This is a genomic window from Pseudomonas oryzihabitans, from assembly GCF_024652905.1.
Classification (GTDB): domain Bacteria; phylum Pseudomonadota; class Gammaproteobacteria; order Pseudomonadales; family Pseudomonadaceae; genus Chryseomonas; species Chryseomonas benzopyrenica.
In genome coordinates this window covers 74,817-99,839 of record NZ_CP102429.1, presented here as the reverse complement: position 1 = coordinate 99,839, position 25,023 = coordinate 74,817, and the positions used below count along the sequence as shown (strand labels likewise).

Genomic DNA, 25,023 nt, shown 5'->3' with positions numbered 1-25,023 from the left:
GACCGCAACGCATGTTGCGGATCAAGAACCTCGATTCTACGACGCGCCAAACGCCTGGTCCAGAGGCGTTCCAGGGTCACAGCCGAAACGCCTGATCAGTCCAGAAAGAGCTTGCGGCCAGACTGTGGTTCCTCACTGACGACCTTCGCTTCGGCCGGCGGCTTCGCCGCGGTTGGCAGCTCGGGGGGCTCGGGCGGCGGGGACCGCCTTGAGCGAGTCTGCGCCGCCGCCAAATTGGTCAGCGAGGGCGGCCCGCTCTCCACCTGAGGTGCTGGAGACCGCGCCCGCGCTGCCGCCGCGTAGGCCTCAATCAGGTCGTTTTGCGAGCCACGCCGTGCGGCCACCCTTCGGCCTTCCCACCACCAAAAGCCTAGAAATGCTGCGAACAGCAGCACACTGAACGCAACTCCAATCGCGAGCATCTGCACCGCGCTTGAACGTCCAACTATATCGGCCACGGTAGGCGCGGCTACCGCGATGTCCTCCAGCGAGTGCTGCATATGCAGATCGGCTGTAGACGGATAGGCGACCGATAAAAGGAAGCCCGGGTTGTCCCTCCGCGAGCGGGTCATTTCCTTGAGGGTCCCATTGCCCCCAGAAAGACGCTGCACGGTTTCATCCAGGGTGAAGGTCTCGCCGGTGACCGTCCCGCCGAGAAAGTGATTGAGCCCATCAGGGTCTAGGACGCGGCACACAGGCCCGCTGGCGCGTTCGACGTAACGCCCTGGGCAAATTCGAACCTCGTTTGCGCCATCAGGCTTGGTTGCCACCAGGTACTGATCGTCGGCGATGAAATATGCCCTACTGGCCACAAAGCTTGGCTCACTACGTGGTGCCAGATCTGGAAGTGCGGCAAGCACAGACGACGTAGCGAAGCCAAGCAGAGCGAAACAGAAAACCTGCAGTCGGGTCACGGCTATGCTCCAGCCTCGTGATCATTTCGGGGCAGGTGCTTGCCCTGGGCCCTGATCAGCTGCTTCTCGAAGGCGATCGCCTCGTGCCGCTCAATGAACGGGCCGTACCGCTTCTCGTCGACCAGAACGAGCCAGGCGCACCGCCAGGTCCTGGTCCAGGCGGCAAGCCTCGTCGACTCTCCCGCGACGCTGCGAATGGCGCCGAAGAACAGCCGTTTAATGACGCCGGCCGGTACCACGTGAGAAACCCGCTTGCGCTCAAATGACTCGAGCTGCAGGCCGGCAAAGCTCACTTCGTCCTGGAAGCCGGTCACCGTCCCTGCGGAAATCACGATGCGCCGGGCCGCTGCGCCCCGGCCGCCGGCAGATTGCCGATGCACGGAGCGGGTCATGCTTGCGGTCCTTCGTCGAGGAACAGGCGGCGCCCTACATGGCCGGTATCCATTCCTATCCCTGCAGCCGCGCGCTGTTCGCTACCGACGCGCTGATTCTCCGGCGCGATGGTAGGCTGCTGGAGCTGCTGTGGCGCAACTGGCTGAGGTGAGGCCGCCAAAGGGGTAACAGGCTGGGGTTCTCCTGCCATAGGCGTTGCGGCCTCACCAGGCCCTGGTGTCCACCAGTGATCTACAAGCGCCAAGAATAGGGATCCGAGCATCACCACTACGGCGACTACCTCGAAAAATACCATCAGCGCTGGAGAGAGATCGGTTGCTAAGCCCAGCCCGACGGCGAAACAAGCACCGGTCGTTGGAACATATATCCATCCGGAGTCGTAGTAGTGTTCTAGGCACCACACCCAGGCTGACATGCAGAAGATGCCGAACGATCCGAAGACCCACAGTCGTACATGCTGATCGATGACCGATGCAGATGGCCAGCCAAGCCAGTTGAGTGCAAGACATGCAGCAACCGGCGGCAGGGTTGCGATCCCAATCAGGGTGCAGTGGTGTCTTTTCTTCATGAGTAGGCCATGCGGTAGGTAGTCGGCGAGGTCAGTAGATGACCTTCTGGGTGCTTACGGCCTGCAGCTCGAATGCATGCTCCGGCTTCAGCTCGACCTCGGTGACCTCAGTCCCTTCCAGCCGCAGCCGATGCTCTAGGTCCTCGCACGTTTTGCCCTCGAAGCCTTGGAAGTCGGCGGTCACCTTTGCCGCTTTGATCGTCACCACTACGCGCTTCACCATACTGCCTCCTCGGCAATCACTTCCAAATGGCCGTTCTCCCGCCGGATCTCCACCTGGTAATTCTCAGCACGCAGGGCTGCGGCGTAGTGCTGCGCCAGGTACATATCGGCCAGCTCTGCGCTTACCCGGCGCGTCCACTCTCCAACATCGCCGTAGTCCTCTTGATAGGGCATGTAACGGCCGCCCTCGAGGTTGAAGCCCAAGCGAAACTGAGGCTTTTCCAGGTGTTGAAGCACCAGGTCGTAGCGCTCCGTGGTATAGCCGACCGCGACTCGATACAACCTTTCATTGGTCAGTACGATGCCCAGTCCAGCCAGGGCTGTTTTGAAGACCACCGGATCGCTGTAGGCGACCGTAACCTTCCCTTTCACGATATGGCTCATGTCTGATAGCTCCTCTTAGCCCAGTTCCAGTGCACGTCCGCCGTACGGCTCGACGATCGGGTCGAGTGTGTTGGCGCGGGTGAATCCGTCCTCGCCCAGGCGGCGGATGGCATCGATGTCGGCCTTGCGGGTCTCGCTGGAAGGGCTAATGTCCGCAAGCGCCTGCAGCAGCAGCTCCTGGCCTATCGCAGTGTCATGCTCAGCCGCCAGATAACGCGCATCGGTGATGGCCTGCTCGATCTCGGCGCCGGTATAGCCGTCGCTCACACGCACCAGCGCGGCGAGATCGAGATTTTCTGCCTGGCACTCAGCGATCCGTAGATGGATGTTCAGGATGGCCTCGCGCTCGTCCGCGCTCGGCAGGTCGATGAAAAAACAGCGATCCCATCGGCCGGCACGCATCAGCTCCGGCGGCAACGCCGCGACCCGGTTTGCCGACGCAACGATGAAGACCTGCTCGCGGCGCTCCTGCAGCCAGTACAGGAAGCTGCCGAGCAGCCGGCGAGAGATCTCGTTGTCCGCCTCACCACTGGCGAAGGCCTTGTCGATCTCGTCGATCAGCACGGTGACGGGCGCAATCTGCTCGATCGTCTGCAGGGCCTGGCGGAACCGCTGCTCGGTCTCACCCTGGTACTTGGAGTAGAAGCGGTTCATGTCGAGGCGGACGAGGGTGGTACCGAAGACGCCGGCGGCGGCCTTGGCCATGAGTGTCTTGCCACCACCCGGTACGCCGGCCAGCAGCACGCCTTTGAGCGGAAGGTTCTTCTCCCAGCCCACCTTGCGGCCACGCAGAAAGCGCTTGAGCGGCTCCAGGCCGCCGACGCTGTCGATCACTACCGGCTCCAGGACATCCAGACCAACCTCACGCAGGATGTGGTGCTTCTCACGGCGAATCTCCGACAGGTACTCCTTCCCGTTGCGGCGGCTGTTGGCTGCCAGGATGAAGACGTTGCGCATCTGGGTGTGGCTCAGCCCCATCGCATGGTTCGCGACCACGCCGCGTTCCTCTTCCGTGAAGATCGACGCTTCCGCGTCGCTCCCCATGGCGCGGCCGCCATTGAGCGACCGTTGCACGTCATGCTCCGCGGTCTTGATGACGGCGATGACTTCGGACCGGGTCATGGGCGGCAGGTCGATGTGGTAGACGAACTCCTCCGATAGCCCCTCCCGCCCGGCGATGACGTAGCTGACGCCGTATTTTTCGAGGGCACCGAGACTGCCCTTGAGGGCAGGCAGATTTTCGCTGGAGCTGCGCTGCCGGTCCTGAAAATACGGATCGAAGATCACCACCCCCCGCTTAACTTCCGGTCCTTCCGCGATCTGTTTGATCTGGTTTGGGTCGGGTACCAGCTTGAACGGCATCTCGTGATAATGCCGGCCCAGGTCGGCGGCAACTTTCTTGACCGCGGCGCGCGCGCGGGCGACTTCGAACGTCTTGAGGGCCACGACGGGGAAGGCGCAGCGAAAAGCGGCGGTAATGCGTTCGAGGACGTCGTTCTCTTGAGACACAGTCCAGGCTCCAATACACAGTAGGAATGGAGCGAGCGTGCCAGCTAGGGATCGACGAACGAGCGTAATTTGCGCCCGTAATAGGGGTGAACCGTCCTTATGCGGAGGAAACGGCTGCAGAGTTAGCGCAAAGCGGGGCAGAGCGTCGCAGCGGCTATCGAACGTTTTCTTATGGTGGAGAAAGTGGTCATAGCGAACCGGTATATCTGGCGACCTTTTTATTTCGGCTCGCTCGGAAAGCTGTACGTTATTTGACCACTTCGCTCTGATCCCAGCCTCCACGCGCACTTGCCGGGCACGACCCCCAGGATACCCCCCAGTCCCGAACAGCTTATCCACGATTTATCCACAGCCGGAAACGCGACAAACGCGACATCTAGTGGCCCTTGCAACCCCGCACCACCATATATAGCAGTTCGTCGGCATGGCCTGGGACGGCGAAACACCCCTCTGTCAAGACTGTCTTCGGGCTGTAGGTGGCCTTATGCTGTGGTCATACATCCAGGGGCTACTACGAGGCACACAGAGATCCCCACCATTGCTGGTGTAACGACACCAGAGCACCAACCGTAGGATGTGACGAAAAAGGGCCAGCTCATACGAGGTGGCTCGGCAGGGATGCGAGATATGAGGTTGGCCAAAAGCCATCCTGGGGGAAAAGGAACGGGTGGACAGTGATTACTTTCCACGGCAACACAGCCACCCGTAGCTCCGAAATGCACTCGCTGTGACACGGGTAAGCTGCACCTCAGAAGGCCGTATTTAACGCCCGACGCGATCGCCACGTCAAAGGGTTTTGATGACGGTTGAGGCAATGCTCACCCTCAATTTTTCACCACTTGAGGGTCCATCTTCATGACCAACGTTCCACGCCGCCGCCGCCGGATTCGGCGCATTCATCGCACTAAAACCGTCTACGTCCACGACTATCGGCGCTTCCGCTTTGGGCGCTGGGAGGACGTCCGCCACCACTACCGCAGCCTGCCGCAGCCGCAGCTTGTCTTCGACTTCGGGGAGGACTGAGCATGGCCAAGCACATTCGCGGCAACGGTGACGGCAAGAACGGCGAGAACCAGTCCTACACCATTCCGGGCCGGGGCAATGTCCCGCGGCCCCAACTGGTGCGGGAGGTCGAAGCGGGCAAGCACCCGGATTTCGGGATCGTGACCCGTAACGGAACGCCTTATGTTCGGGCGAACCCTGACGGGCGGAAAGGCAACAACGTCGACCAGGACTAGGTTCACTCAGGCCACGGATGGCCTACTACCTCCTCCGCGTATGGGCACCTGGCCTGCGCATGATCGGTGCAAGCCAAGGTCAAGAGCCCACTATTCACACTGGCGCGGCCTGGGCGATTCCAGGCAAGCCACCCAATGCGGTCTGCGTGAGCGCAGGCGCTGCCTCCGACGCTTCTCCTGCGAGCCGCGGCGTGATCCGATCGCTAACGTCACGCGCTAGCGTGCTGATGACCGACCAATCGGCCTGCAGCCAGTATCCGACGACGGAGCTGGCCATCGTGCGATCCAGCGGCGAAAGCCTGCCTTTCAACAGCAGCTCCATGTCGACCTTGAGCGCGTCAATGTGGAAGCCGGCCTTCTCCGAGGTGATCCAGAAGCCTGGATCCTGGATGCGAAACATCAGATCGAGAGTGAGCCGCGCCAGCTCAAGCAGAGGCTCTTGCGTGGCAGCAGCGTGGCTGCGGAAGCCCGCAATGTGAAGTTGCCGTGAGCGCCGAATGCGGTCCGCCCAGGCCTGCTGCTTGGCGGAGCCACCCCATAGGTCAGGGAGTGCCGAAACGGAGGCATCCGTCGCCGCTGGCGCACACGCCCAGGCCGATCGCAGTTGCTTGGAGCAGTCGCTGCACAGGGAGTAGCGCGCGTAGCGCTCTTCGTCCTGGCGCGCCTTGTTGGATTGGTAGTGGAAGGACGCGTTGTCGGTGTGGCCGCACACGCGGCGGGTGGCGGCGGAGAAGTGGGTGGTGGTCATGGCTTGCTCCTTGAGAAAGCTCAAGCATCCCCTCACTCCTGAAAACGCAAGCGCAGACCTCGGCCCCACTCTATCCACGCCCTGGACTGGCTCAAATCGACTCCGAAAACCGCTTTCGGCGGCACCACAATGGCTCATCCACACCGCCAATCGAGCCATCAGAATGTCCAGCCACCAACAGACGCGTATGTTCGCGGGCTATCGCTACCTATTGGCCATCATCCTTTGCGCCCTTACATGGTCGGGAAGCGCGATCGCAGAGACGTGCAAGCTGGATGACCAAACGTGGTTTCTGTACGAAAACAGCAACGATGGCAACGACATCGTTTACCGATACCTCTGGATCGAGGGGCAAGAGTTATGGAGTGTCGATCAGATCGAGATCGATAGAGGCATGTATTTCACTGCCGCCAACGGAAAGCGGTATCGAATTGGTCCGGAGGTGGACCGAAACACCTTGCGCCAGCCGGTCTGTGGGGAATTCGGGCCTAACTATCAGAGCACGCAGTCAGAAACACAACAGGCGAACTGCCCAGCGACTCATCCCAGCGGTTCCATCACTCAGCAGCGCACATACGAGGTTTGGTCCGACGGCAGTCGGCGCAACTATTCCGGCTGGAACGAGATCGGCCGTAATTGCCAGGCGGTCTATAACTCGACGCAAACGGAGTCCCGCAATCAGGACTGCCCGGCGACTCATCCCCAGGGCACCATTACGCAGCAGCAAACCTATGAGGTGTGGTCGGACGGCAGCCGCCGCAATGATTCCGGCTGGAGAACGACCGGCAACACCTGCACCGCGATCTACTCGTCCAAGGGATCAGAGAGCCGTCAGCTGAGCTGCCCGGCCGCGACGCCGAGTGGCACTTGGACCCAGAGCCGCAGCTATGACCTCTATACCGATGGCAGCCATCGTAACGAGTCTGCCTGGGGCGACACCTCCACCTGCTACAACCGGACGCCAGTTGCCGGCAACCTGGCGATCGCCAGCGACGAGGACACGCCGGCCAGCGGCACCCTGCCGGTGACCGACGACCATTCGACCTTCACCTACCAGATCGTCAACGCAGCGCCTGCAGCATCGGGTACCGCTCGCTTCGCCGGTAACACCGTCGTCTTTACGCCCGCGGCTGACTGGAATGGTGCGACGTCGATGACCTACCGCGCCCAGGACCCCAGCGGCGCCTGGTCGAACGTGGCCACCGTGTCGATCACGATCCGGCCGGTGAATGATGCCCCGGTCGCCGACGCCAAGGCCCTGAGTCTCGATGAGGACACCCAAGCCAGCGTACTGCTGTCCGCAACGGACATCGACTCCCCTGCCCCCACTGTCTTCCAGCTCGTCGCCGTGCCGCCGGCCGCGGTCGGCCAGGTCACCCTCGCCGGGCCCACCGCCACCTTCAAGCCAGCCAAAGATTGGAACGGCGCCACCCAGTTCACCTACCGCGCCCAGGATACCGCTGGCGCCTGGTCGGCGCCGGCGGCGGTCGCCGTCACCGTGCGGCCGGTGAACGACGAGCCCGTGCTGACTGACGTGTCGCTCGAGATACGGACGAAGGAGTCCCTGCCGGTGACCACGCGCGCAGTGATCAAGCGCTAGTTGGAAAATTTTTTATAGCAGAAAAAAAGATACTCTTTTCTAATACAAGGTGATTAATATGAAAAGATGGCTGATAACTAATTTAGTGGCCTACATGGTTTGGCTACTGTCGTCATCAGCCGCTTTCGCTGCTATGCCATATCCCCCCCAAAATGGCTATCATCCTGAGTTGCTAAGCTCGTCAAGCTGCGATTGGGGAATATGGAATATTGCAGATTGGGACCCTGAAAATTATGGAGTAATGATGATCGCTCATGATTACTCTTGGTATGAGTCCCCCAATATATCAACACGCTGGTTTGGACCTATAGGCTCGGACTTTTTTACTTATAGAGGTAACCGCTATTTCGTAGGTAACTATGTTGGTAAAATAACTGAGTACGGTGCCACCCGGTATCAGTGGACGATCTGCCAAGCGCCGAATACTTATTTCGTGCGCGTTGAAAGTGAGTCGCAGACTGCGTATTGCCCGGCGGACAGGCCTGCAGGGAACATTCAGCAGAGCAGAACCTACGAGCTTTGGTCCGACGGCAGCCGCCGCAACTATTCAGGGTGGAGCGAGACCGGCCGCACCTGCCAGGCCGTCTACAACTCGACCCAGACCGAGTACCGAAACCAAAGCTGCCCCGCTACGCAGCCCCAGGGCACTATCAACCAGCGACGGACCTACGAAGTGTGGTCCGATGGCAGCCAGCGCAATGACTCCGGCTGGACCACCACCAGCAACACCTGCACCGCGGTCTATTCCTCGAGCGAATCGGAAACGCGCCAGCTCGCCTGCCCGGCCGGGACGCCGACGGGACCCTGGACCCAGCGCCGCACCTACGACATCTACAGCGACGGCAGCCGGCGCAATGAGTCAGCGTGGACCGATACCGCTACCTGCTACAACCGGACGCCGGCAGCCGGCAACCTGGCGATCGCCAGCGACGAGGACAGGCCGGCCAGCGGCGCCCTGCCGGTGACCGACGACCACTCCTCTTTCACCTACCAGATCGTCAGCGCGGCGCCTGCAGCTGCGGGCACCGCGCGCTTCGCCGGCAATACCGTGGTCTTCACGCCGACAGCCGATTGGAATGGCACGACGTCGATGACCTATCGCGCCCAGGACCCCAGCGGCGCCTGGTCGAACGTGGCCACCGTGTCGATCACCATCCACCCGGTGAACGATGCCCCCGTCGCCGAGGCCAAGACCCTGAGCCTCGATGAGGACACCCAAGCCAGCGTGCTGCTGTCCGCAACGGACATCGACTCCCCCGCCCCCACCGTCTTTCAGCTCGTCGCCGTGCCGCCGGCCGCGGTCGGCCAGGTCACCCTCGCCGGGGCCACCGCCACCTTCACGCCGGCCAAGGATTGGAACGGCGCCACCCAGTTCACCTACCGCGCCCAGGATACCGCTGGCGCCTGGTCGGCACCGGCTGCGGTGGTCGTCTCCGTGCGGCCGGTAAACGACACACCTGCGCTGACCGATGTTTCGCTCGAGATAAGGACGAAGGAATCGGTGCCGGTCACCACGCGTGCCCGGGTCATGCAGTGAGGACACGCCGGCCTTGCATTCTGGAGATAGGACATAGCCTCGACTGACCCAGTCATGTGAGGCGCCTCATGGAAGTACTACGCAGCTCTTTCACTGCCGGCGGCGAGCGGGTCTACCTGCTCTTCCAGCCAACCACCAGGCGATTTCGCCTGGCCACACGTTGGTGCTACGTCGCCAGCTTTCTGCAGCTGCAGGACGCGACGGATGCCTTCGAGGCCTTGGAGCTTTCGGATCGGCCGGCGGCTCAGCTAGGACGGCTATTGGTCCGAGCGGTGCGCAAAACACCTCGATCGATACCGGGCTCCCGCCGTCATGCGATGTGGAGGATCAAACGCATCCTCGACTTCGTCGACGCTCGCGCGTCTGGAACGGCCCGTTGAATCCCTATCCACGGCGTGAACTCACGCCCCAGGGCTATCCCATGTCCCGTTTACTTGTCCCACTCCCCTATGCCGAGGTGGCTATGCCTTCGCGCCCAACCGCACCTGCACCGATCACGATCGTCGCTGCGGCCTTGATCCTCCTGCTCAGCATCTTCAGCGCGCTGTCCCGTGCGGACGAGGTCGGCACGACCTTCAGCCAGAACTCCTTCATCTGCGACTCGAACTCACCCGGGTATTGGAACGGTGGACTGGACAGTGGCTGGAAAAACCACATCATTTCGGTCTATCGGCAATACCCCACCAACTTAGGTCGGTGCCCCGATCAAGGCGGCTGGACCTATTGGCAAGGTGACATTCCAAAGTACAACGATACTTATGAAAGCTTTCGCAAGCGCTGGAACGAAGCGGCGGATGCCGATGTTAGGGACAAAGGCGGCCCGGCTGGCTACCAAGCAAAGTTCGATGCGGAGTGCCTTAGCTCGGCGCGAGACAAGTACGGGAGCTATGTAGTTAGCGCACGCTATGTTCACTACACCGGCAACGGGTGCGAAATCACCCGAGTCATTCCCAATACGCCACCAACGGCCCTGAATTCAACGGCCACGGTTAACGAAGACACCATAGGCCGGTTCGACCTGCAGGCGTACGATTCTGACGGGAGCGTCGTCACCTATTCCGTCATTCAACCACCCAGCGTTGGCACCATTTCGCAGAGCACCTCGACCATCACTTACTGGCCGCCAGCGGAATGGTCTGGTACTACAACAATGACCTTCCAGGTCACCGACAACCGCCGTGCTACTTCAAATATCGCCACCGTCACCATCGTCGTCATGCCGGTGAATGATCCGCCCGTCGTCCAGCCGGTTTCCCTGACCACGGACGAGGACACGCCGGTTGAGACGACGCTGTCAGGTACCGATATCGACTCGGCGCCGCCCTCCTACTTCGAGCTGGTTTCTCCGCCACTCAAGACCGTGGGCGTTGCAACCATCCAGGGCGCCAACCTGCGCTTCGAGCCGGCCAAGGACTGGAATGGCACAGCCAGCTTCACCTACCGGGCACGCGACCCCGAGGGCGCCTATTCGGCTGCTGCAAGGGTGACGGTGCTGGTGCGGCCGATCAACGACGCCCCGACCGCAACGACACCGCTGCAGATCAAGACGGTGGAGTCCAGGCCTGCGACGGTCCGCGCCCGGGTGACGACGCCTTGATGGTGGGGGAGCGAAAGATTCTTTCCCTGGCCCGCATCTTCTGAGGACCTACCTGCCTGAGGCAGCCAGTGGCTAGGTCGCCGGCCCGCTAGTGCAGGCTCACGAGCTTGCGTTTTCGAAGATGCCTGGAGGATGGGCTCAGTGAGGCGGCTGGCGCCTCGACGCACTGAGGCCCCTCCCCATGACCGCATTTCCACGCAAGCAGCTACCTGTCGACTTCAAGACTCAGTACAGCCTGAGCTTCACCGCTCAGGAAGACGAGATCGTTGTCGACTTCTTCTGTGGTGGCGGCGGCGCCGGTACCGGGCTCGAGATGGGCCTGGGCCGCCCGGTCGCCGTGGCCAAGAACCACTCTGCTAAAGCCATCAGCATGCACACCGCCAACCACCCGGCGGCGCGGCATTTCACCACCGATGTCTTCGACGGCGACCCGGACACCGAGTGCGGCGGCCGCCGGGTGGGCTGGTTTCACATGTCGCCCGACTGCACCCACCACAGCCAGGCGGCCGGCGGTCAGCCGCGGCAGCACGAAATCCGCAACCTCTCCTGGATTGGGCTGAAATGGGCGGGCAAGAAGCGTCCACGGGTTATCAGCCTCGAGAACGTGAAGCAGATCCTGCAGTGGGGCCCGCTGATCGCCAAGCGTGACCCTGCAACCGGCCGGGTCGTGACCCTGGACCGTATCCCTCACCCGACGAAGCCCAAGAAGTTCGTGAACCGGGTAGCTGACGTCGGTGAGCAGGTGCCGGTCCGCAACCAGTTCCTCGTGCCTGACCCCAAGCGCAAGGGGCAAACCTGGCGCCGGTTCGTGCAGCTGCTGCAGGGCATGGGTTACGAAGTCGAATGGGAGGTCGGCCGGGCCTCCAGCTATGGCGCCCCGACCAGTCGCGAGCGACTGTTCATGATCGCTCGCTGCGACGGCCAGCCGATCGTTTGGCCAGCGCAGACCCACGCCAAGAAGCCGGCCAAGGGACAGAAGCCGCTCCGCGTCGCCGCTGAGTGCATCGACTGGTCGGTCCCGTGCCCGTCGATCTTCAAGCGCAAGAAGCCGCTGGCTGCTGCCACGCTTCGCCGCGTCGCCAAGGGCCTGCGCAAGTTCGTCCTGGAGTCCGCCGACCCCTTCATCGTGCCGATCGCCAATTGGTCCCGAGAGGCAGCCATTTCGGTAGACGAGCCGCTGCACACCATCACGGCCTGGCCGCGAGGCGGATCCTTCGCGGTGGCCAGCCCGATCATCGCGCCGGCTACCCACCAGGGCGGCGATCGGGTGCACGACCCGCGTGAGCCACTGCCGACCGTGACGTGCGCCAACCGCGGCGAGCAGATGCTGGTGAGCCCCACGCTGATCGGCATGGGAGGCCCAGCCTATGCAGGGAAGCCTGCCGACGCCGGAGCCCCGCTGGGGAGCATCCTGACCGAGAACCACCGCGCGGTGGTGGCGCCGACCCTCGTATCGGTCGGCTACGGCGAGCGCCAGGGGCAGGAACCGCGCGTACCGGGCCTGGACAAGCCGATGGGCACGGTGATGGCCGGTGGGATCAAGCACGCTGTCGCGGCCGCGCACCTGGTGAAATTCCGCTTCGACTCCGCCGGCGCCGCCGCCGATGAGCCGATGCCCACCATCACCAGTGGCGGTGACTGCCAGCGCCCCGCCGGCGCAGCACATGCGATGGGCGTCTGCACGGCCTTCCTGGAACAGGCGAACGGCGGTTTCAACACCACGCCTGCACACAGCGTCGAACGGCCGATGACCACCATCACCAACACGGGCAGCCAACAGCGTCTGGCGGTGGCCACCCTCGCTCACCTGCGTGGTAATTGCGATGCCCGCTCCCTCGAGGAACCGCTGCACACCATCAGTGCCTCCGGCCAGCACCACGGCGCGGTCACCGCCTTCCTGTCCCGGCAGTTCGGCGGCTCCGTTGGCCAACGCGTCGACGAGCCGGCACCGACCATCACCGCCGGCGGCGGGGGCAAAACCTCGGTAGTCGAGCTGCAGCTCTCGCCCGAAGTCGAAGCCGGTGCCCTGCGCGTCGCCGCCTTCCTGATGAGCTACTACGGTGCGGACAACACGAGCCGGCCGGATGAGCCCTCCCCCACCGTCACGACGAAAGACCGCCTTGCGCTCGTCACGGTAACGATCCAAGGCACCCCCTACGTCGTAGTCGACATCGGCCTGCGCATGCTGCAGCCGCGCGAGTTGTACCGCGCCCAGGGCTTCCCGGACTCCTACCAAATCGAGTTTGGCCACGACGGCAAGCCGTTCACCAAATCCGAGCAGGTCCACATGTGCGGCAACAGCGTCTCCCCGCCGCACATGGCGGCGATTGCCCGGGCCAACGACCCCTGGCGCGCCGCAGTGGCCACTCCGCGGCGAACAGCTGCGGCATAGCGTCAAGTCACCGATTCGGTCGGTGGCGGCGCCGCCTGGCCGATCGGAGCAAAACCCTTTGCTCAGGAGAAGAACGACGTGAACGACTCATTTCAAGGCGCAACGGTGGAGGCGGCGCAGCGCCGTTGCCGCTTAGTGATGAACACAGCCCAGAGCACCCGGGCGGACCAGCCATGAGCGGCGCAACGATCTACGTGTCGGCCGAGGACCTGGATGCCTTGCAGGAAGCCGACGGTATTCTGTACGCGCTTTTCGAAGCCGCCGACGCTGAGGCGACCAGTCTAAAACTCGCGCGCGATGGCCTTCGCCGCGTGATCGGAAAAACGCAGAAGGCCGCACGTGCCGCCGGCGGCCGTCGTCTCGTTCAGACCGTACTACGCTACGCGGAAACCCTTGAAGGAGAGGATCGTGCCCCAGATGGACTATGAACCGTATGCAGGAATCATCCAGCGGGCGCTACAAGCACGCGGTACTGCGGAGGGGGATTTCGCCCGGGATCCGAGATATCTCGCGCCCGGCTATGTCGTTCGAATGTGCTCAGCGCTGGCCCGGGCCGCTGCTGAGTGCAGCGGGAGCGACGTGGCGCTCGACGATGTCATCCGCCTGGAGCGCACCTGTACTGGCGCTGACTACCACCACAAGCTGGCACTACGTTGCGCCCAGCTCGCCGGTTGAGGGTCGGCTGCGGTCCACGATCCCGCGGCGTGTAGAACTGCGCGCGCGGAGGAGCGCCTCTCGCTATTGAGGCCCCGCCACAGGCGGGTATTGGCACTAGCGCGTCGACGGAGATGGGTTACGGTGGCCACTACCTGGTCCTTCGCCTCACGGGAGTAGCGAATGAGCGCAAGCTGGATCCTCACCCAGTCTGGAAAGCAGTTTGACCTGATGGCCCCTGAAGCCAGCATGGTGGTGATGGATGACATCGCCCATGCACTGGCGAACATCTGCCGATTCGCGGGTTACACCCAGACCCACTATAGCGTTGGCCAGCACAGCGTATTGGCCAGCCACCTGGTACCGCCGGCGGACGCGCTTCACGCGCTGCTGCATGATGCCGCCGAGGCCTATGTCGGCGACATGGTGAGTCCCCTCAAGGACCTGCTGCCCGGCTTCAAGGCAATCGAGGCGCGGATCTGGATGGCCATCGCAGCGCGCTTCGGGATCGCTGAGCAGATGCCGGCCAGCATCAAGGAGGCAGACCTGGTGCTGATGGCAACCGAGCGCCGCGACCTGCTACCCCCAGGCCCCCCGTGGCCGTCGCTCGAGGGGATCCAGCCGCTTCCCAACCAGATAGTGCCTTGGGCGCCAGCCCTCACGCGCCTGGCATTCAAAAGACGCTTCAAGCAGCTGGTGCGGTTCAGTGGCAATTTCGCGCGGTTGCGCCAGGCGGCCGAGGCCTAGGCCACCTATGCACGGTGGCACGCTATAGGCGGTTTTGCCGTGTAAGAATCTTACAAAGGCGTAGCGGCAGCAGAGATCCGGCCAGGCGCTATCCAGGGAGCAAAAGAATCTTTCGCCGGCTCTCTGGCCTAGTCCTCACCACCAGCAAGGGGATAGAGATCGATCCCTTGGTCAGCGGTACCGAGCGGACAGGCCACGACGTCCTCGAGGCGCGGCGCCCGATCACCCAGGGACTCGTTCAGCCGCTTGAACCAATCACCGAAGTCCAGCAGCGGGACCTGGAACGACTCTTCGCGCTCGAGCAGCAGCCCGTTGCTTCCTACTCGCTGGTTGACGACCTTGTCGCGGGGCACCAGGCACGTAGCCTCCAGCCGCGGCTGGACGAAGGTCGGGATCGAATCCTGGTGCTCAATCGGCCGCTGTGGCCAGGTCGCCATCTTGTCTGAGACGGCCTGGTAGGCGTCGGGCACGCCTAGCAGCTCATAGTGCACGCGGTGGACGATCAGCTGCTCCGCCGCTACCGCCCAGCGATACACCACGGTGAATGGCTGAGCCGGCCGGAGCGTATCGATCAGCAGACCTACCCGCGCCAGGCGGCCACGCTTGCTGCAGCCGATTGCCATGCGCTTGTTCGGCATCGGCCGGCGCGTGGCCAGGTCTACCCGGTCACGCAGAACTAGGCCTACTGAGTCGATCCTCAGATCGATCAGTTGGACGTGCGGCCCCGAAACTGAGCAGTTCAGGAACCGTGGTACCAGGTGGATGAGCATGAGCGGCTGCCTCTCGTGTCGGGACGCTACCCGGGCGGTAGCTGGGAGCTCGCTCGTTTGAACAGCGGATCGGCGCCCTCGAAGACATCATCCGGCGCTTCTGGCCACTCGCGGCGGATGGCGTCGAAGTCGCCTTCGTTCCAGCACCGCAGGAAGGTCATGCCCTCGTCGGTCTCCAGCGCGAAGGCGATCGCCGCCGTGGATGCGTCAGGCGCCTGGTCGACCTTCTTCAACGCGTCGTCAATCGCGGCGGCATAGCCTTCACGGTAAGCGTCATCTGGATGGGCCTTGGTGGGGCCAGCCGTGGGGATTAGTCCACCGATCATGTTGTACAGGTCGAGCATGGGGCCGTCCTCGATAGAAGTGGTCCGTCCCAGATCAACGCGCTTTCCCACTTGGCAGCAAAGGCGTCGACCCGGGCGGTCGGCCTAGTGTGCAGCTGCCGCCCTCAGCGCAAGCGGCGATTCACGCCCTTCTTGGTAGGGGATTCAGGGGTTGCCCGGGATGCTGCATCGAGCTCGGCTTGGAGTTCGCTTGGCGTGCCGGTGAGCTCTGCCATGAGCTGCCGGGCCAACGCGTGCGCATCGTGATCCGCCGCCGGCGCCGACCGAGCGCGCGCTGGCCCATCGATTGTCGGGCCCAATGCCCGTGCACGAGGTTGAGTCATGTTCACCCTCCGAAACGTGGGCCGCTGACTGTCATTCCGGTAGCACGCGACGTCAAGAGGACATCTAGCCAGCCGCCAGCACCGGGCGCCATCGACTGGCGCCGGGGGCGTATCAGGCCGGCGGCGTGTGCCGGCGCGAACGTTCCGCAGCCAGGAAGCCCTGCACGAGAACCGAGCCCAGGTGTAGAGGGTCTGTCCAAACACCCCGTAGTAGCAGGCGAGTAGCCAGGGGCCCGGTGTAGGCGCGTCGAGCATACGTGCCAACCCGAAGGGGGCGCCGGCCAGGGATGCAATCAGCGCGAGGAAAAGGAGGTAGTCGCCCATCTGGCTGCCATGGCTCACCGGCGGAGCCACTGGTTCCGGGGCTTTAAAGGGAGTGGTGTCCCAGGTCTCGACCAGGCCCAGCGCGCTGCGGACGGCCGCCGGCGCCAGGGACACTTTCGGATCGACATCCAACCGCAGCACCTGGATGCCGCGCATCTCGTCCCAACTCAATCCGTACCCTTCTGCAGCAAGCTGCTCCAAGGCGCTGATCAGCGCGGTATGGGTCGCCTTGCCATGCCACAGCCCATCGCGGTGGTCGATCCAGATGCTCCTGGCACCTTGCGCCTGAGCGCAAGCCAGGCGGGCCTTGATGGCCTTGAGATAAATGGCCGGATCGACTGGTAGGGTGCGACCGCCCCTGTGCTCGAGCGCGTATTTCATGGCTGGAATCCCGACTGGAAGAAGGGATCAGTATCAGCGCGCGACCATTCTCTGGGCTGGTGATTCACACCTTTCCTGGGCAGGAATTGGGCCGGTACACGCCCTTTCAAGGGGCAAACCCGTGACTTTTTCGGCGTTGCTCTCGCGACACTGGCGGTCTGATACCCGCCACGAGGTTCCAATGTCCGAACACGACAACACGCTGCTTCCCGAACTCATCCGCGACCTCATCAAAGAGCGGCGCGCTTCCCGCCGGCTGAAGCTGCTCAAGTATTCCTTCTGGGGTACCGGCCTGCTGCTGATTGCAGGCGCGGTACTGGTCGAGCACCTGCAACTCGACGAGGCGGATGAAGCCAAGCAGATCACGGCCGTCATCCAGGTGCGGGGCGAGATCGCCGACGGCGCCGAGGCAAACGCCGCCGCGCTGAAGAAGGCCATCGGACGCGCGTTCGATGACGAGCGCGCCAAAGCCGTGGTCCTCAAGATCAACTCGCCCGGCGGCAGCCCGGTACAGGCCGGCCAGGTGTTCGACGAGATCAAGCGCCAGCGCGGCCTGCATCCGAAGGTGCCGGTCTACGCCGTCATCGAGGACCTGGGCGCCTCAGGTGCCTACTACATCGCCGCGGCCGCCGACGAGATCGTGGCCGATAAAGCCTCGCTGGTCGGGTCCATCGGCGTGACGGCGGCGTCGTTCGGCTTCGTTGACCTGATGAACCGCGTCGGGGTGGAACGCCGCGCCTACACCTCCGGCGCGCACAAGGCGTTCCTGGATCCGTTCCAGCCGAAAAATCCCGAGGAGACCGTCTTCTGGAACGACGTGCTCAAGCAGACACACCAGCAGTTCATCCAGTCGGTGAAGACCGGCCGCGGAGATCGCCTGAAGGATGCCGATCATCCGGAGCTGTTCTCCGGCCTGATCTGGACCGGCGAGCAGGCCAAGCAGCTGGGCCTGATCGATAAGCTGGGGGATGTCGACTATGTCGCCCGGGACCTGGTGGGCGCCACTAGCCAGGTCGACTTCACCGTCAAGGACAATGCCTTTGATCGGTTCGCGAAGCGCCTGGGCGCCTCTGCTGCGCAGCAGCTGTCGATGGCGCTCGGCTTCAGTGGTGTGTCGCTGCGATGAGGAGTAGGGACGGCCGCCGGCGTCCCCAATAGCGATAGCCGCGCCTGAAGATACCTCAGGCGCGGTCACTATCTGTACCTGTCCGAATGAGCTACTTCGCCTTGCGCGCGGCATGCAGCTCTGGATTGAAAGACTCCAACCCGCGCGAGCCTAGGCGCCGCATCAGCTTCGCGTGCTCCTCCTCACCGCCCTCCCGACCCAGTGCCACATCGCGCCTGAAGTCGTTGATGACATCGGCGAGCTTGGCCGGATCTTCCAGGTCCGCAAGCTTCACAGCGCGCGTGACCTCCGCCTCCTCATAACTGACCGTTACCACCAGCGCCTTGTCAGCCGGACGTGGCGCAGCTGTGGTGGTGTACGGCGCTAGAGCCGCTCTAAGCCGATCGATTCCTTGTTCCATGACCTCTCCTTGCTATGGGCAACGGTTACCGAGGTCATAGAGATCGCCGATCTCGCTTAAAGGTCCTACTGCGGCGGGAAATCTGAGGGAACGAGAATTTGGACGTGGGCTGGGCCTGACCGGCGTGCCTGCTGCCCGGGTTCGAGGGAAGAGGCCGCCGTCGGCTAAGCTCCCGGCAGCCACCGTCCCTGTACGAGGGAACCCTTCGCCCGCGTGGCATTTGGAGATTGCCGGACAAGCAAAACCACGACAGGCGATTGACCGATCTGGATGTCAGCTTCCAGGCCGGCGGGCAAGCGTTTGACCTGGACGATTGCCAAGCTGTTCAGAAGGAGTAAGCACGCGAGTTGGAGCGTTAGGCGCCGGGCCCTCTGGATGAGTCCGGCGAACGATGGAACAGGAGTGCAAAAGGCCCAACGAGGCAGACGCCCGACAGCAGGATCCAGAAGGTGATGAACGTCGCTTCGCCTCGTTCATAGCGCGGCGCTTCATTGCCGAGCGCGCCCTGGCCATACCACAGCAACAAGGCCCCCAACGCCAGGCCTAGCGCCCACAGAGCCGGGGCGTAGTCCGGTCGGATATCCAGGTTGATGAGGAGCTTCCACAGCCACACACCGGCGCTGCAGACGCTGGCTATCACGCAGAGCCACATCAGGGCGTACATGACGTCGGCACCGAAGGCAGGAACGATTTCCATGTTCCACTACCCCGCAAGCTTAGCCGTCAGCTCGTAGGAGACGAGCCAATCGCTCCCTGCCTCGCCGGCGTCGCCCACAACGCCGCTATCCAGCTGCTTCCGTAGGCGCGCTGCAAGCTCTTCGACCGAATCGCACCCCATGTCCTCGAGCTCGTCCGCCGTTACCTCAATGCGTACCTTCACCGGAGGTCTCCCTATAGGCCAGATGATCATCATCCTCGCATCGCTCAGCACTGCTGCGGGCCAGGTTCACGCCGGCCAAGGGCGTGAACCTGCAGTTAGCCCGTTTCAGGCACTAGCCGGCACGCTCGCAGGGCGCAGCCGTGTCGGATTGGAACGCGACGAGCGAGGCGCGCGCCTGGCGGCACGCCTCAAGGTAGCCAGGAAAGGAACACGGAACATCGGCCAGCGCATCGGCAAGCGCCTGGCAAAAGTTTGCGAGCGCGAAGGGCTCGTCTATCCCCTCTCCCCCGCCGACCAGGTAGTTTGGCGCGACTTCGACGACCAGCCCGGGATTTGAATCTGCCTCCCGCTTCAGGGTGAAGCGGCCGCACGAAAGCTCGCGGATCAGCCGCCCCAGCGGTATCCGCGCAAAGCTGCGAGCGTCATCGAAGATACCGGCGAGCTCACGGATCCGGGCGAAGTGCGCGTGCCAGCGTCCCTCCTCCTCTGCTCGCGCTCGCGCAGCCCTCTCCAAGTACCACCGTTCGTACTCCACCACCGGTAGCCCTCGGTACAGCACATCCTCGAGCTTCTTCTGCTCGGGACTATCGATCCAGCGATCACGGGTCTGCGACACATAGGCAACCAGCAGGTGTGCGCATCCATGCTGCCGTAGGCGCTCAACCTGGTGTTCGAGTGGCGCCGCCGAATCCCACATCCACGCCGGCACAAAGCACTCGATCTGCGCCGCGAGCGCGGCGGTCGCAGCGTGCACGTCAGCCAATACCTGGAACCAGAGCTCTGCCGTGATGGCGCCGGCCTGGTGATCGAGGGGAAGCCGAGACAGCCGGTGAGGCAGGGCCAGGGCCTGATCCACGAACCCGGGCAGCCGCCGAACGCCGAAGGTGTGGCGTTCCGCGGGGCGGTGGTGCCGCGCCTGTGCTTCGGCCTCTAGCGCGCGCTGCAGGATGTCCGGCAGCCACGGCAGCGCTGCGGCCATCCGCCAGCGCTCGGCAAACTGGCGAGCGCTGAGTGACCCGTTCTTGCCGTTGGGCACCACGAACCAACCACACTGGACAGCTTCGGCTATGAGCTGGACGGGCCGCTGCAGGTGAAGTGGCACCGCCGCCAGCACGTCATGAACAGCGTGCGCCTGAAGGGATGCGAGGTACCTTCGCGCCCAGGGATAAGCCTCTCTGCACAAGATCGCCTGGCGGTAGTGCTCGAGGGGGAAAGAAGCCCTGTCCAGGGCGAGGGGTTCGCTAGTTGCCATATTCGAGTCCTGTAAGTCACACAGGACATGCTACGGGTAAGCGCAAAAATGCAAGTCGCTCACGCCGAGCTTTAGCGTAAGACCAGCGACTTACTAAATCTTGTCAGATTGAAGCAAGCCACACAATAAACTCAAATTCAGAAATTCTGAAACCCACTAAACTTACAATACTTCCAAATACTAATCATGAACAGGAAAGAACTCTGCCCGCCGTGCCCTACCTGTCTCAAGTATCAGATATACCAACCCAAGGAAAAACGGCAATTTATCTATGGACGCGGTGTAGAAAACGCCCATACTTCCGTTGCCTGAGATTTCGTGATAGAAGTTCAAGCTCGTCGCGGTTGCATGAGCACCACCAAGTGAACATCCACGATAGGCCTCATGATACAGAAAGTCCAGTCCAGCAATCTGCGCAGCTGAGTGATGATCCCATCCGTTACCTTTGTCATCTTCTTCAGCCACTTCCCTTAGTTGCTCGACCTGTTCTTTAGTGAAGTAGCCGGGCTGGGCATTATCAAGCATTGCTTTTGCCTGCTTTACGCGCTCCTTGATATTAGATTTTTCCATTCGATCTAAGACGCTGTTATCTCTCCATGCCGCACACGCGTTGAATAGACATTCGAAGCCCAGGCGAAGTGTAGCGAATGTAGTTGAGGTAACCCCCCGCTCAGCCAGCAGCATGCTCGATTGACAGGCCTCTATCGCACGCATCCAAAAACCCGCCCCTACAGCATAGGCCAGAGTAGCTGACTCGGGTACCTCGCCAAGCTCAGATAGTATGGTGGTGATTAAGTTTTCTGCCTTTGCAAACTCAACCTTATATTCTTCACGCGCTACCTCTCGAAGCTCGTCAATCTCGTCGGAAAAGAACCCTAAATCTTCAAATTTCGTTGCCACCAATTAAATCTCCGTAAATAAAAAAGCCTCGTTTATCGAGGCTTTCTTTACACTTAACCAACGTTTAAGCGATAGGAATTAAACGTCAACCGATTTTCTGCTTTATATCTGCAACCCGCAAGTCATATTCTTTACCCTTATCTAGCGGCGAAAGAAAATGATCGAGGATCTCGTAAGCCTTTCCTATAACCTCCGTATCTTTGAGGCTATCAAATTCATAAATGCGACCTGCGATTGCGTGAGCAAGATTTTCGGGGCCAGAGCCTGAATAGCCCCACGCATATCCGCCATCGTACTGGTAGAGATTAGGCCGGGGGGGCAACATCTCTGCACTTCCATCCTTGCCCTCACGAAACAACGCTACCCAAGCGTCTTCGACGATGCGTAGCAATATCGTGGCGTCCTGATAAGGCACGTAATTTGGATCATGCTCTACGTGTCGAACTTTGCTGAAATCAAAGTCGTCAAGGGTAAGACGTTTTTCCATAGCAAATCACCATGCATCGTTTTGTTCTCCTCGACCATAGCACTCGCCTTCAGAATTTTCGAATACGGTTGCACAACGAACCGTCCGCGCTTCAGCCGCAGTTGCGTTTTTGCGACTCGTGTCAGGGTAAGCCCAGATCTCATCAAGGAGCTTCACCATGAACACCGAAACCCTCCCCTCCCCTACCACTGCTACTGCACAGATCGTCGTCGTACCGGGCCGCCTGGTCTTCCATCGCGACGAGCCCTCCCGCTTCGGTGCCATCGAAGTCATGAGCCAGGATGGCCTGGTAAAGGGCCTGTCAACGAAGCAACAGCAGATCCTCCCGTTTGAGCCGGAGGCGCTCCTCACCGCTGCGCAGCTGGCCGGCGTCATCATCGATCTCGCCGGCCAAGCGGCAACACCGGCGAGCGATGACCAGTTGGCGGCTTACGCTCGCACCCTGGCCGAGGCCTATGGCGCGCACAGCCAAGCGGGCGACCTTGCCGTCGGCGACTTCGCCTTCTACCAAGAGGATCCGGATGCATACGGGCCTCTCGCCATCCAGGCGATTGCCTCGAAGGTCACCGCGTACAGCAAGTACAAGGAGCTGGAGTTGGACTTCGACCAGGCAGATCTGAGCACTGCCGACCAGCTGGCTGAGGAGCTCATCAGCGCCCTCGCCATCGAAGACGCCGAGCTGCGGCAGCTGAAGGTTTCAGCTCGCGCAAAAGCCCTGGCCGCGGCCTTCGCCAGCTAGCCATTCCGACCGACCCCAGCCCCCGCCTCAGCAGGCCCTTGTCGCACGGGCCTGTCCTCTTGCTTACCCTCTCGCCGGCACGCCCGGCGAGTTGTCTCGCACCCACCTACCATCGTACGGTGCCGGGTCTCGCTATCGCAGATCCGCGCTCTGCAGGTAACCCTCTAGCCACCGCAGCGGGATCCGGGGATGCTCGCAGGTACTCCTCGGCAGCACCGGCTGCAGGAGGTCAGGCAGCGCACGCAGTCGCTCGGCGGTTTTCCTCAGCGCGAGCCATAACCTCTCCGGCTCGTCCCATACCGCCAACAGCTGGCAGACCTCCCGCCAGTTGATCGCCCCGGCCTGCACCACCGGCGCCGGCCACTTGGTCGCCCGGGTGACGCCCTGTTCATCCATTACCATGGGCGCCAGGTCGTAGATTGGTGCCAGCCGTACGCCCTCTCCGTCACGCAGGATGGCGGTATTCCGGCCGTGATTGTCCGTGTTGCCCACCACCTGATTCAGCAGATCTCGCAGTAGGTACTCATCGAGTAAGCCTGGAATGGCCGCTTCCTGGCCGGAAGCCCGCCACACCCTTACCAGCGCCTCAATAGCGTCGAGGTGCCCCAGGTAGCTCCCGGGCACCAGCGTATCCGTCAGCGAATAGATCGACTCGACAGCGACTCGCTCAAGCCCCGCCGCACCTGGCCGGCGGTCGAAGCGAGGCAACCATAGGCTCGGCTGCCTCCCTTCCTCGAGCGCTAGCCCGTCAACAGAGATCGTCTCCAGGCCCAGGCTATCGAGCGCCAGGTAGGAGCGGTACTCGCTACGAAGCACGTCCTGATCGACTGCACGTCCCTAGTTGCGGGGAAATTTGACGAGCCAGTGCCGAGCGGCCAAGTCATCAGCAAGCACCCCGTCCAGGTAAAGCTCGCCCTGATTGCCCTCGGTCAGCAGCAGCTTTGGCGCATTGCCGCCGGCGCCGGTGGCGTTTCCCAAGAGGGGCACCTTGCGCATAGGCGTGATCAAGGAAGTCCGGGCCCAGATCGATGACCTGGTACCGCCAGAATGCACTCGGCGCCACTTCCTCCCGGGCCAGGCGGTTACCCTGGCGGTGTAGGGCCGCGGCATGGACTCATGTCACGGGTACGCTTCGCCCAACGACGGTCCAAGGCTAGGTGCGAGACAGCGGGGAAGGCTTAACGCCCAGGGTCTGCTGCTGCATCACAGGAGAGGCAGCTGCCGGTTTGCATCCGCCTCGTCTTGAAACGCCTGGATCGCCTCGTCATCAGCATCACACCCGCGGCCGGCGCCCAGCAGGCCGGCGAAATGCGCCTTCAAGGCCTGTTCGCCCTGGCCGCCCGGGGCGAGCTGGTCGATCGCATGCCAAGGTACCAACCGCTCCGGCGGCAGATACCGATAGGGATCGGCCACTAGCCCGCAGGCGAAACGGCCGGTACCGAGCGAAATCAACGCTCGGCAGCGCTCCTCGTCGCCCAACTCCTTGCCGAGGTCGCACACCTCGGCAATACAGCACAGGCCGCATCCGTTGCAAGGCTTGCCCTGGGGCGGCTTATCCAGCGAGACCAGGTGGAGCAGCTGCCAGACGGCGCCTGCAGGCTCTAGCTTATCCATCTCCCCTCCCCTCTTCACCGACGCGTCCCGACAGGACTCTGCCCAGGTCACCCGGGCGCCATTGGGCAACCGGCTCATCGCAGTCGGCGCAGTAGAGAATCTTTCCATCGCGGACCTTCAGGTTCGAGTACATGTCGGTGTTGTCCGCAGTGCCTCCATCCAGGTCGACGAAGTAATCGCCTGAACCTTGGTAGTGCCGTTTGATGAAGAAGTGCACCCGGTTTCCGCAGGACGGACAGGACACCGGCTCATCGATCGTCTGCAGGTTGCTACTGCGCATTATCTGCCACCTCGGCGCGCGGTTCCGGATTTTCTGCCTGATCGGCCTTTTCCGCTGCGGCTCTTTCGGCCCTTCCTACCCTTCCGGCCTGGCTTACCCCACCCTGCACCCCAGGGGTCGACCCGGATATCAGGGTACTGGTCCTTGACCGCGTTCCAGCTCGCCTCACGCGCAGGCAGGGTCGCTTCTACATAGGGCTCCCAGCCGACCCAACTGATCGCGTCCATCAGCTCTATGCAGAGCTCACCCGCGTCAACCGGTTTCGGGAGGCCGTGCTCGTCGACAATACGGGTAGTGCCAAATGACCAGGTTTGCTCGTGCAGCTCGACCGCCATGAACACTTCCCAGTCGGTCGTATCGTTATCCGGGCCTGGGTAGGCCACCCAGGCCTCACCGATCTGCAACGGCCCGTACTGCGTCTGGAACGTGACCGTCACGTGGCCGCGGGCGTAGTGCAGCCGCGGATTGCCAGTGCCCCGCACTTTCTTGATCACCGACGTGACGGTCATTGGCGGCAGGTCTTTCTCCGGAGCGTGAGCAAGGTGCTCGAGTAACTCCACGAAATCGTCGTAGCGGATATCCATCGTCTCAGGTCCATGAGGGGTACCCCAATACCCTGGCACCTTTCCTGAGAATGCAAGGGCGATCCCGCATGGACGCAAGCCTTGCAGAAGTTGCATTCCTGGGGAATGGGAGATGC

General features: G+C 62.3%; 31 protein-coding genes. 11 read left to right on the top strand and 20 right to left on the bottom strand.

The genetic code is table 11. The annotated features are described in order from the left end of the window. Positions 1 to 95: 95 nt before the first annotated feature. Both NRG74_RS23075 and NRG74_RS23070 read right to left on the bottom strand, forming a co-directional pair. Positions 96 to 914: a hypothetical protein gene (locus NRG74_RS23075; protein ID WP_257706700.1), complete on the bottom strand. Its 819-nt coding sequence runs from the start codon at positions 912 to 914 to the stop codon at positions 96 to 98. A gap of 2 nt (positions 915 to 916) precedes the next feature. After that, the gene (locus tag NRG74_RS23070) at positions 917 to 1,306 is read right to left on the bottom strand and encodes a hypothetical protein (RefSeq protein ID WP_257706699.1); all 390 of its coding nucleotides are present in this window, start codon (positions 1,304 to 1,306) and stop codon (positions 917 to 919) included. 2 nt (positions 1,307 to 1,308) lie between these two features. Between NRG74_RS23070 and NRG74_RS23065 the strand changes: the two genes are divergently transcribed. After that, positions 1,309 to 1,458 carry a hypothetical protein gene (locus NRG74_RS23065; protein ID WP_257706698.1) on the top strand — a complete coding sequence of 50 codons (150 nt, stop codon included), beginning with the start codon at positions 1,309 to 1,311 and terminating at the stop codon, positions 1,456 to 1,458. Between the two features lie 448 nt (positions 1,459 to 1,906). Here NRG74_RS23065 and NRG74_RS23060 read toward each other — a convergent pair whose 3' ends face one another. Genes NRG74_RS23060 through NRG74_RS23050 form a run of 3 tightly spaced genes read right to left on the bottom strand, consistent with a single transcriptional unit; the run spans position 1,907 to position 3,990 of the window. Next, positions 1,907 to 2,098, bottom strand: a complete 192-nt coding sequence (locus tag NRG74_RS23060; RefSeq protein ID WP_256594421.1) for a hypothetical protein — start codon at positions 2,096 to 2,098, stop codon at positions 1,907 to 1,909. Further along, on the bottom strand, positions 2,092 to 2,481 hold the full coding sequence (locus tag NRG74_RS23055) for a hypothetical protein (protein ID WP_257706697.1): 390 nt from the start codon (positions 2,479 to 2,481) through the stop codon (positions 2,092 to 2,094). The genes NRG74_RS23060 and NRG74_RS23055 overlap by 7 nt, the downstream gene beginning before the upstream one ends. 15 nt (positions 2,482 to 2,496) lie before the next feature. Next, complete coding sequence (locus NRG74_RS23050) at positions 2,497 to 3,990, bottom strand: AAA family ATPase (RefSeq protein ID WP_257706696.1); 1,494 nt, start codon at positions 3,988 to 3,990, stop codon at positions 2,497 to 2,499. Positions 3,991 to 4,845: 855 nt separating this feature from the next. On the opposite strand from NRG74_RS23050, the gene NRG74_RS23045 reads away from it, so the two are divergent. Both NRG74_RS23045 and NRG74_RS23040 read left to right on the top strand, forming a co-directional pair. After that, complete coding sequence (locus tag NRG74_RS23045; protein ID WP_158541734.1) at positions 4,846 to 5,013, top strand: hypothetical protein; 168 nt, start codon at positions 4,846 to 4,848, stop codon at positions 5,011 to 5,013. A gap of 2 nt (positions 5,014 to 5,015) precedes the next feature. Beyond that, positions 5,016 to 5,228 (top strand): DUF3892 domain-containing protein, encoded by a 213-nt coding sequence (locus NRG74_RS23040; RefSeq protein ID WP_074585446.1) that lies wholly within the window; start codon positions 5,016 to 5,018, stop codon positions 5,226 to 5,228. Positions 5,229 to 5,322: 94 nt separating this feature from the next. Here NRG74_RS23040 and NRG74_RS23035 read toward each other — a convergent pair whose 3' ends face one another. Further along, complete coding sequence (locus NRG74_RS23035) at positions 5,323 to 5,976, bottom strand: hypothetical protein (protein ID WP_108576185.1); 654 nt, start codon at positions 5,974 to 5,976, stop codon at positions 5,323 to 5,325. A 163-nt stretch (positions 5,977 to 6,139) separates the two neighbouring features. On the opposite strand from NRG74_RS23035, the gene NRG74_RS23030 reads away from it, so the two are divergent. The 6 genes from NRG74_RS23030 to NRG74_RS23005 all read left to right on the top strand — a co-directional run bounded on the left by NRG74_RS23030 (position 6,140) and on the right by NRG74_RS23005 (position 14,503). Further along, on the top strand, positions 6,140 to 7,576 hold the full coding sequence (locus NRG74_RS23030; protein ID WP_257706695.1) for an Ig-like domain-containing protein: 1,437 nt from the start codon (positions 6,140 to 6,142) through the stop codon (positions 7,574 to 7,576). A 244-nt stretch (positions 7,577 to 7,820) separates the two neighbouring features. Next, a complete protein-coding gene (locus tag NRG74_RS23025; protein ID WP_257706694.1) occupies positions 7,821 to 9,113 on the top strand; it encodes an Ig-like domain-containing protein in 1,293 nt (430 codons plus the stop codon). A 421-nt stretch (positions 9,114 to 9,534) separates the two neighbouring features. Beyond that, positions 9,535 to 10,710 (top strand): cadherin-like domain-containing protein, encoded by a 1,176-nt coding sequence (locus NRG74_RS23020; protein WP_257706693.1) that lies wholly within the window; start codon positions 9,535 to 9,537, stop codon positions 10,708 to 10,710. Between the two features lie 181 nt (positions 10,711 to 10,891). After that, positions 10,892 to 13,102, top strand: a complete 2,211-nt coding sequence (locus tag NRG74_RS23015) for a DNA cytosine methyltransferase (RefSeq protein WP_257706692.1) — start codon at positions 10,892 to 10,894, stop codon at positions 13,100 to 13,102. A 173-nt stretch (positions 13,103 to 13,275) separates the two neighbouring features. After that, complete coding sequence (locus tag NRG74_RS23010; RefSeq protein WP_257706691.1) at positions 13,276 to 13,530, top strand: hypothetical protein; 255 nt, start codon at positions 13,276 to 13,278, stop codon at positions 13,528 to 13,530. Positions 13,531 to 13,939: 409 nt separating this feature from the next. Next, positions 13,940 to 14,503 carry a phosphohydrolase gene (locus NRG74_RS23005; RefSeq protein WP_257706690.1) on the top strand — a complete coding sequence of 188 codons (564 nt, stop codon included), beginning with the start codon at positions 13,940 to 13,942 and terminating at the stop codon, positions 14,501 to 14,503. A gap of 128 nt (positions 14,504 to 14,631) precedes the next feature. Here the strand turns inward: NRG74_RS23005 and NRG74_RS23000 are convergent, their stop codons facing one another. The 3 genes from NRG74_RS23000 to NRG74_RS22990 all read right to left on the bottom strand — a co-directional run bounded on the left by NRG74_RS23000 (position 14,632) and on the right by NRG74_RS22990 (position 16,645). Continuing rightward, positions 14,632 to 15,273 (bottom strand): DUF6012 family protein, encoded by a 642-nt coding sequence (locus NRG74_RS23000; RefSeq protein WP_257706689.1) that lies wholly within the window; start codon positions 15,271 to 15,273, stop codon positions 14,632 to 14,634. Between the two features lie 26 nt (positions 15,274 to 15,299). Continuing rightward, on the bottom strand, positions 15,300 to 15,617 hold the full coding sequence (locus NRG74_RS22995) for a hypothetical protein (RefSeq protein ID WP_108576178.1): 318 nt from the start codon (positions 15,615 to 15,617) through the stop codon (positions 15,300 to 15,302). 104 nt (positions 15,618 to 15,721) lie between these two features. Next, complete coding sequence (locus NRG74_RS22990) at positions 15,722 to 16,645, bottom strand: hypothetical protein (protein WP_257706688.1); 924 nt, start codon at positions 16,643 to 16,645, stop codon at positions 15,722 to 15,724. A 181-nt stretch (positions 16,646 to 16,826) separates the two neighbouring features. Between NRG74_RS22990 and sppA the strand changes: the two genes are divergently transcribed. Continuing rightward, positions 16,827 to 17,771 carry a signal peptide peptidase SppA gene (sppA, locus tag NRG74_RS22985; protein ID WP_257706687.1) on the top strand — a complete coding sequence of 315 codons (945 nt, stop codon included), beginning with the start codon at positions 16,827 to 16,829 and terminating at the stop codon, positions 17,769 to 17,771. A gap of 91 nt (positions 17,772 to 17,862) precedes the next feature. Here the strand turns inward: sppA and NRG74_RS22980 are convergent, their stop codons facing one another. From NRG74_RS22980 to NRG74_RS22955, 6 genes are all read right to left on the bottom strand, one after another. After that, on the bottom strand, positions 17,863 to 18,171 hold the full coding sequence (locus tag NRG74_RS22980) for a DUF3509 domain-containing protein (RefSeq protein WP_257706686.1): 309 nt from the start codon (positions 18,169 to 18,171) through the stop codon (positions 17,863 to 17,865). Positions 18,172 to 18,526: 355 nt separating this feature from the next. After that, a complete protein-coding gene (locus NRG74_RS22975; protein WP_257706685.1) occupies positions 18,527 to 18,868 on the bottom strand; it encodes a hypothetical protein in 342 nt (113 codons plus the stop codon). Between the two features lie 6 nt (positions 18,869 to 18,874). Continuing rightward, on the bottom strand, positions 18,875 to 19,084 hold the full coding sequence (locus NRG74_RS22970; RefSeq protein ID WP_257706684.1) for a hypothetical protein: 210 nt from the start codon (positions 19,082 to 19,084) through the stop codon (positions 18,875 to 18,877). A gap of 79 nt (positions 19,085 to 19,163) precedes the next feature. Next, positions 19,164 to 20,303, bottom strand: coding sequence for a hypothetical protein (locus NRG74_RS22965; protein ID WP_257706683.1), 1,140 nt, complete (start codon positions 20,301 to 20,303; stop codon positions 19,164 to 19,166). A gap of 180 nt (positions 20,304 to 20,483) precedes the next feature. Then, positions 20,484 to 21,203 (bottom strand): DUF5677 domain-containing protein, encoded by a 720-nt coding sequence (locus NRG74_RS22960; protein ID WP_257706682.1) that lies wholly within the window; start codon positions 21,201 to 21,203, stop codon positions 20,484 to 20,486. Positions 21,204 to 21,288: 85 nt separating this feature from the next. Further along, positions 21,289 to 21,690 (bottom strand): hypothetical protein, encoded by a 402-nt coding sequence (locus tag NRG74_RS22955; RefSeq protein WP_257706681.1) that lies wholly within the window; start codon positions 21,688 to 21,690, stop codon positions 21,289 to 21,291. Between the two features lie 157 nt (positions 21,691 to 21,847). Here NRG74_RS22955 and NRG74_RS22950 point away from each other — a divergent pair, with 157 nt between their 5' ends. Beyond that, positions 21,848 to 22,429, top strand: coding sequence for a hypothetical protein (locus tag NRG74_RS22950; RefSeq protein WP_257706680.1), 582 nt, complete (start codon positions 21,848 to 21,850; stop codon positions 22,427 to 22,429). Positions 22,430 to 22,561: 132 nt separating this feature from the next. Here the strand turns inward: NRG74_RS22950 and NRG74_RS22945 are convergent, their stop codons facing one another. The 5 genes from NRG74_RS22945 to NRG74_RS22925 form a co-directional block, all read right to left on the bottom strand. Next, positions 22,562 to 23,245 (bottom strand): HipA domain-containing protein, encoded by a 684-nt coding sequence (locus NRG74_RS22945; protein ID WP_257706679.1) that lies wholly within the window; start codon positions 23,243 to 23,245, stop codon positions 22,562 to 22,564. Between the two features lie 21 nt (positions 23,246 to 23,266). After that, positions 23,267 to 23,425: a hypothetical protein gene (locus NRG74_RS22940; RefSeq protein ID WP_257706678.1), complete on the bottom strand. Its 159-nt coding sequence runs from the start codon at positions 23,423 to 23,425 to the stop codon at positions 23,267 to 23,269. Between the two features lie 207 nt (positions 23,426 to 23,632). Continuing rightward, positions 23,633 to 24,043 carry a hypothetical protein gene (locus NRG74_RS22935; protein ID WP_257706677.1) on the bottom strand — a complete coding sequence of 137 codons (411 nt, stop codon included), beginning with the start codon at positions 24,041 to 24,043 and terminating at the stop codon, positions 23,633 to 23,635. Beyond that, positions 24,036 to 24,323 (bottom strand): hypothetical protein, encoded by a 288-nt coding sequence (locus NRG74_RS22930; protein WP_257706676.1) that lies wholly within the window; start codon positions 24,321 to 24,323, stop codon positions 24,036 to 24,038. The genes NRG74_RS22935 and NRG74_RS22930 overlap by 8 nt, the downstream gene beginning before the upstream one ends. Further along, positions 24,323 to 24,907, bottom strand: coding sequence for a hypothetical protein (locus tag NRG74_RS22925; RefSeq protein WP_257706675.1), 585 nt, complete (start codon positions 24,905 to 24,907; stop codon positions 24,323 to 24,325). Before NRG74_RS22925 ends, NRG74_RS22930 begins: the two co-directional genes overlap by 1 nt. Positions 24,908 to 25,023 lie beyond the last annotated feature (116 nt).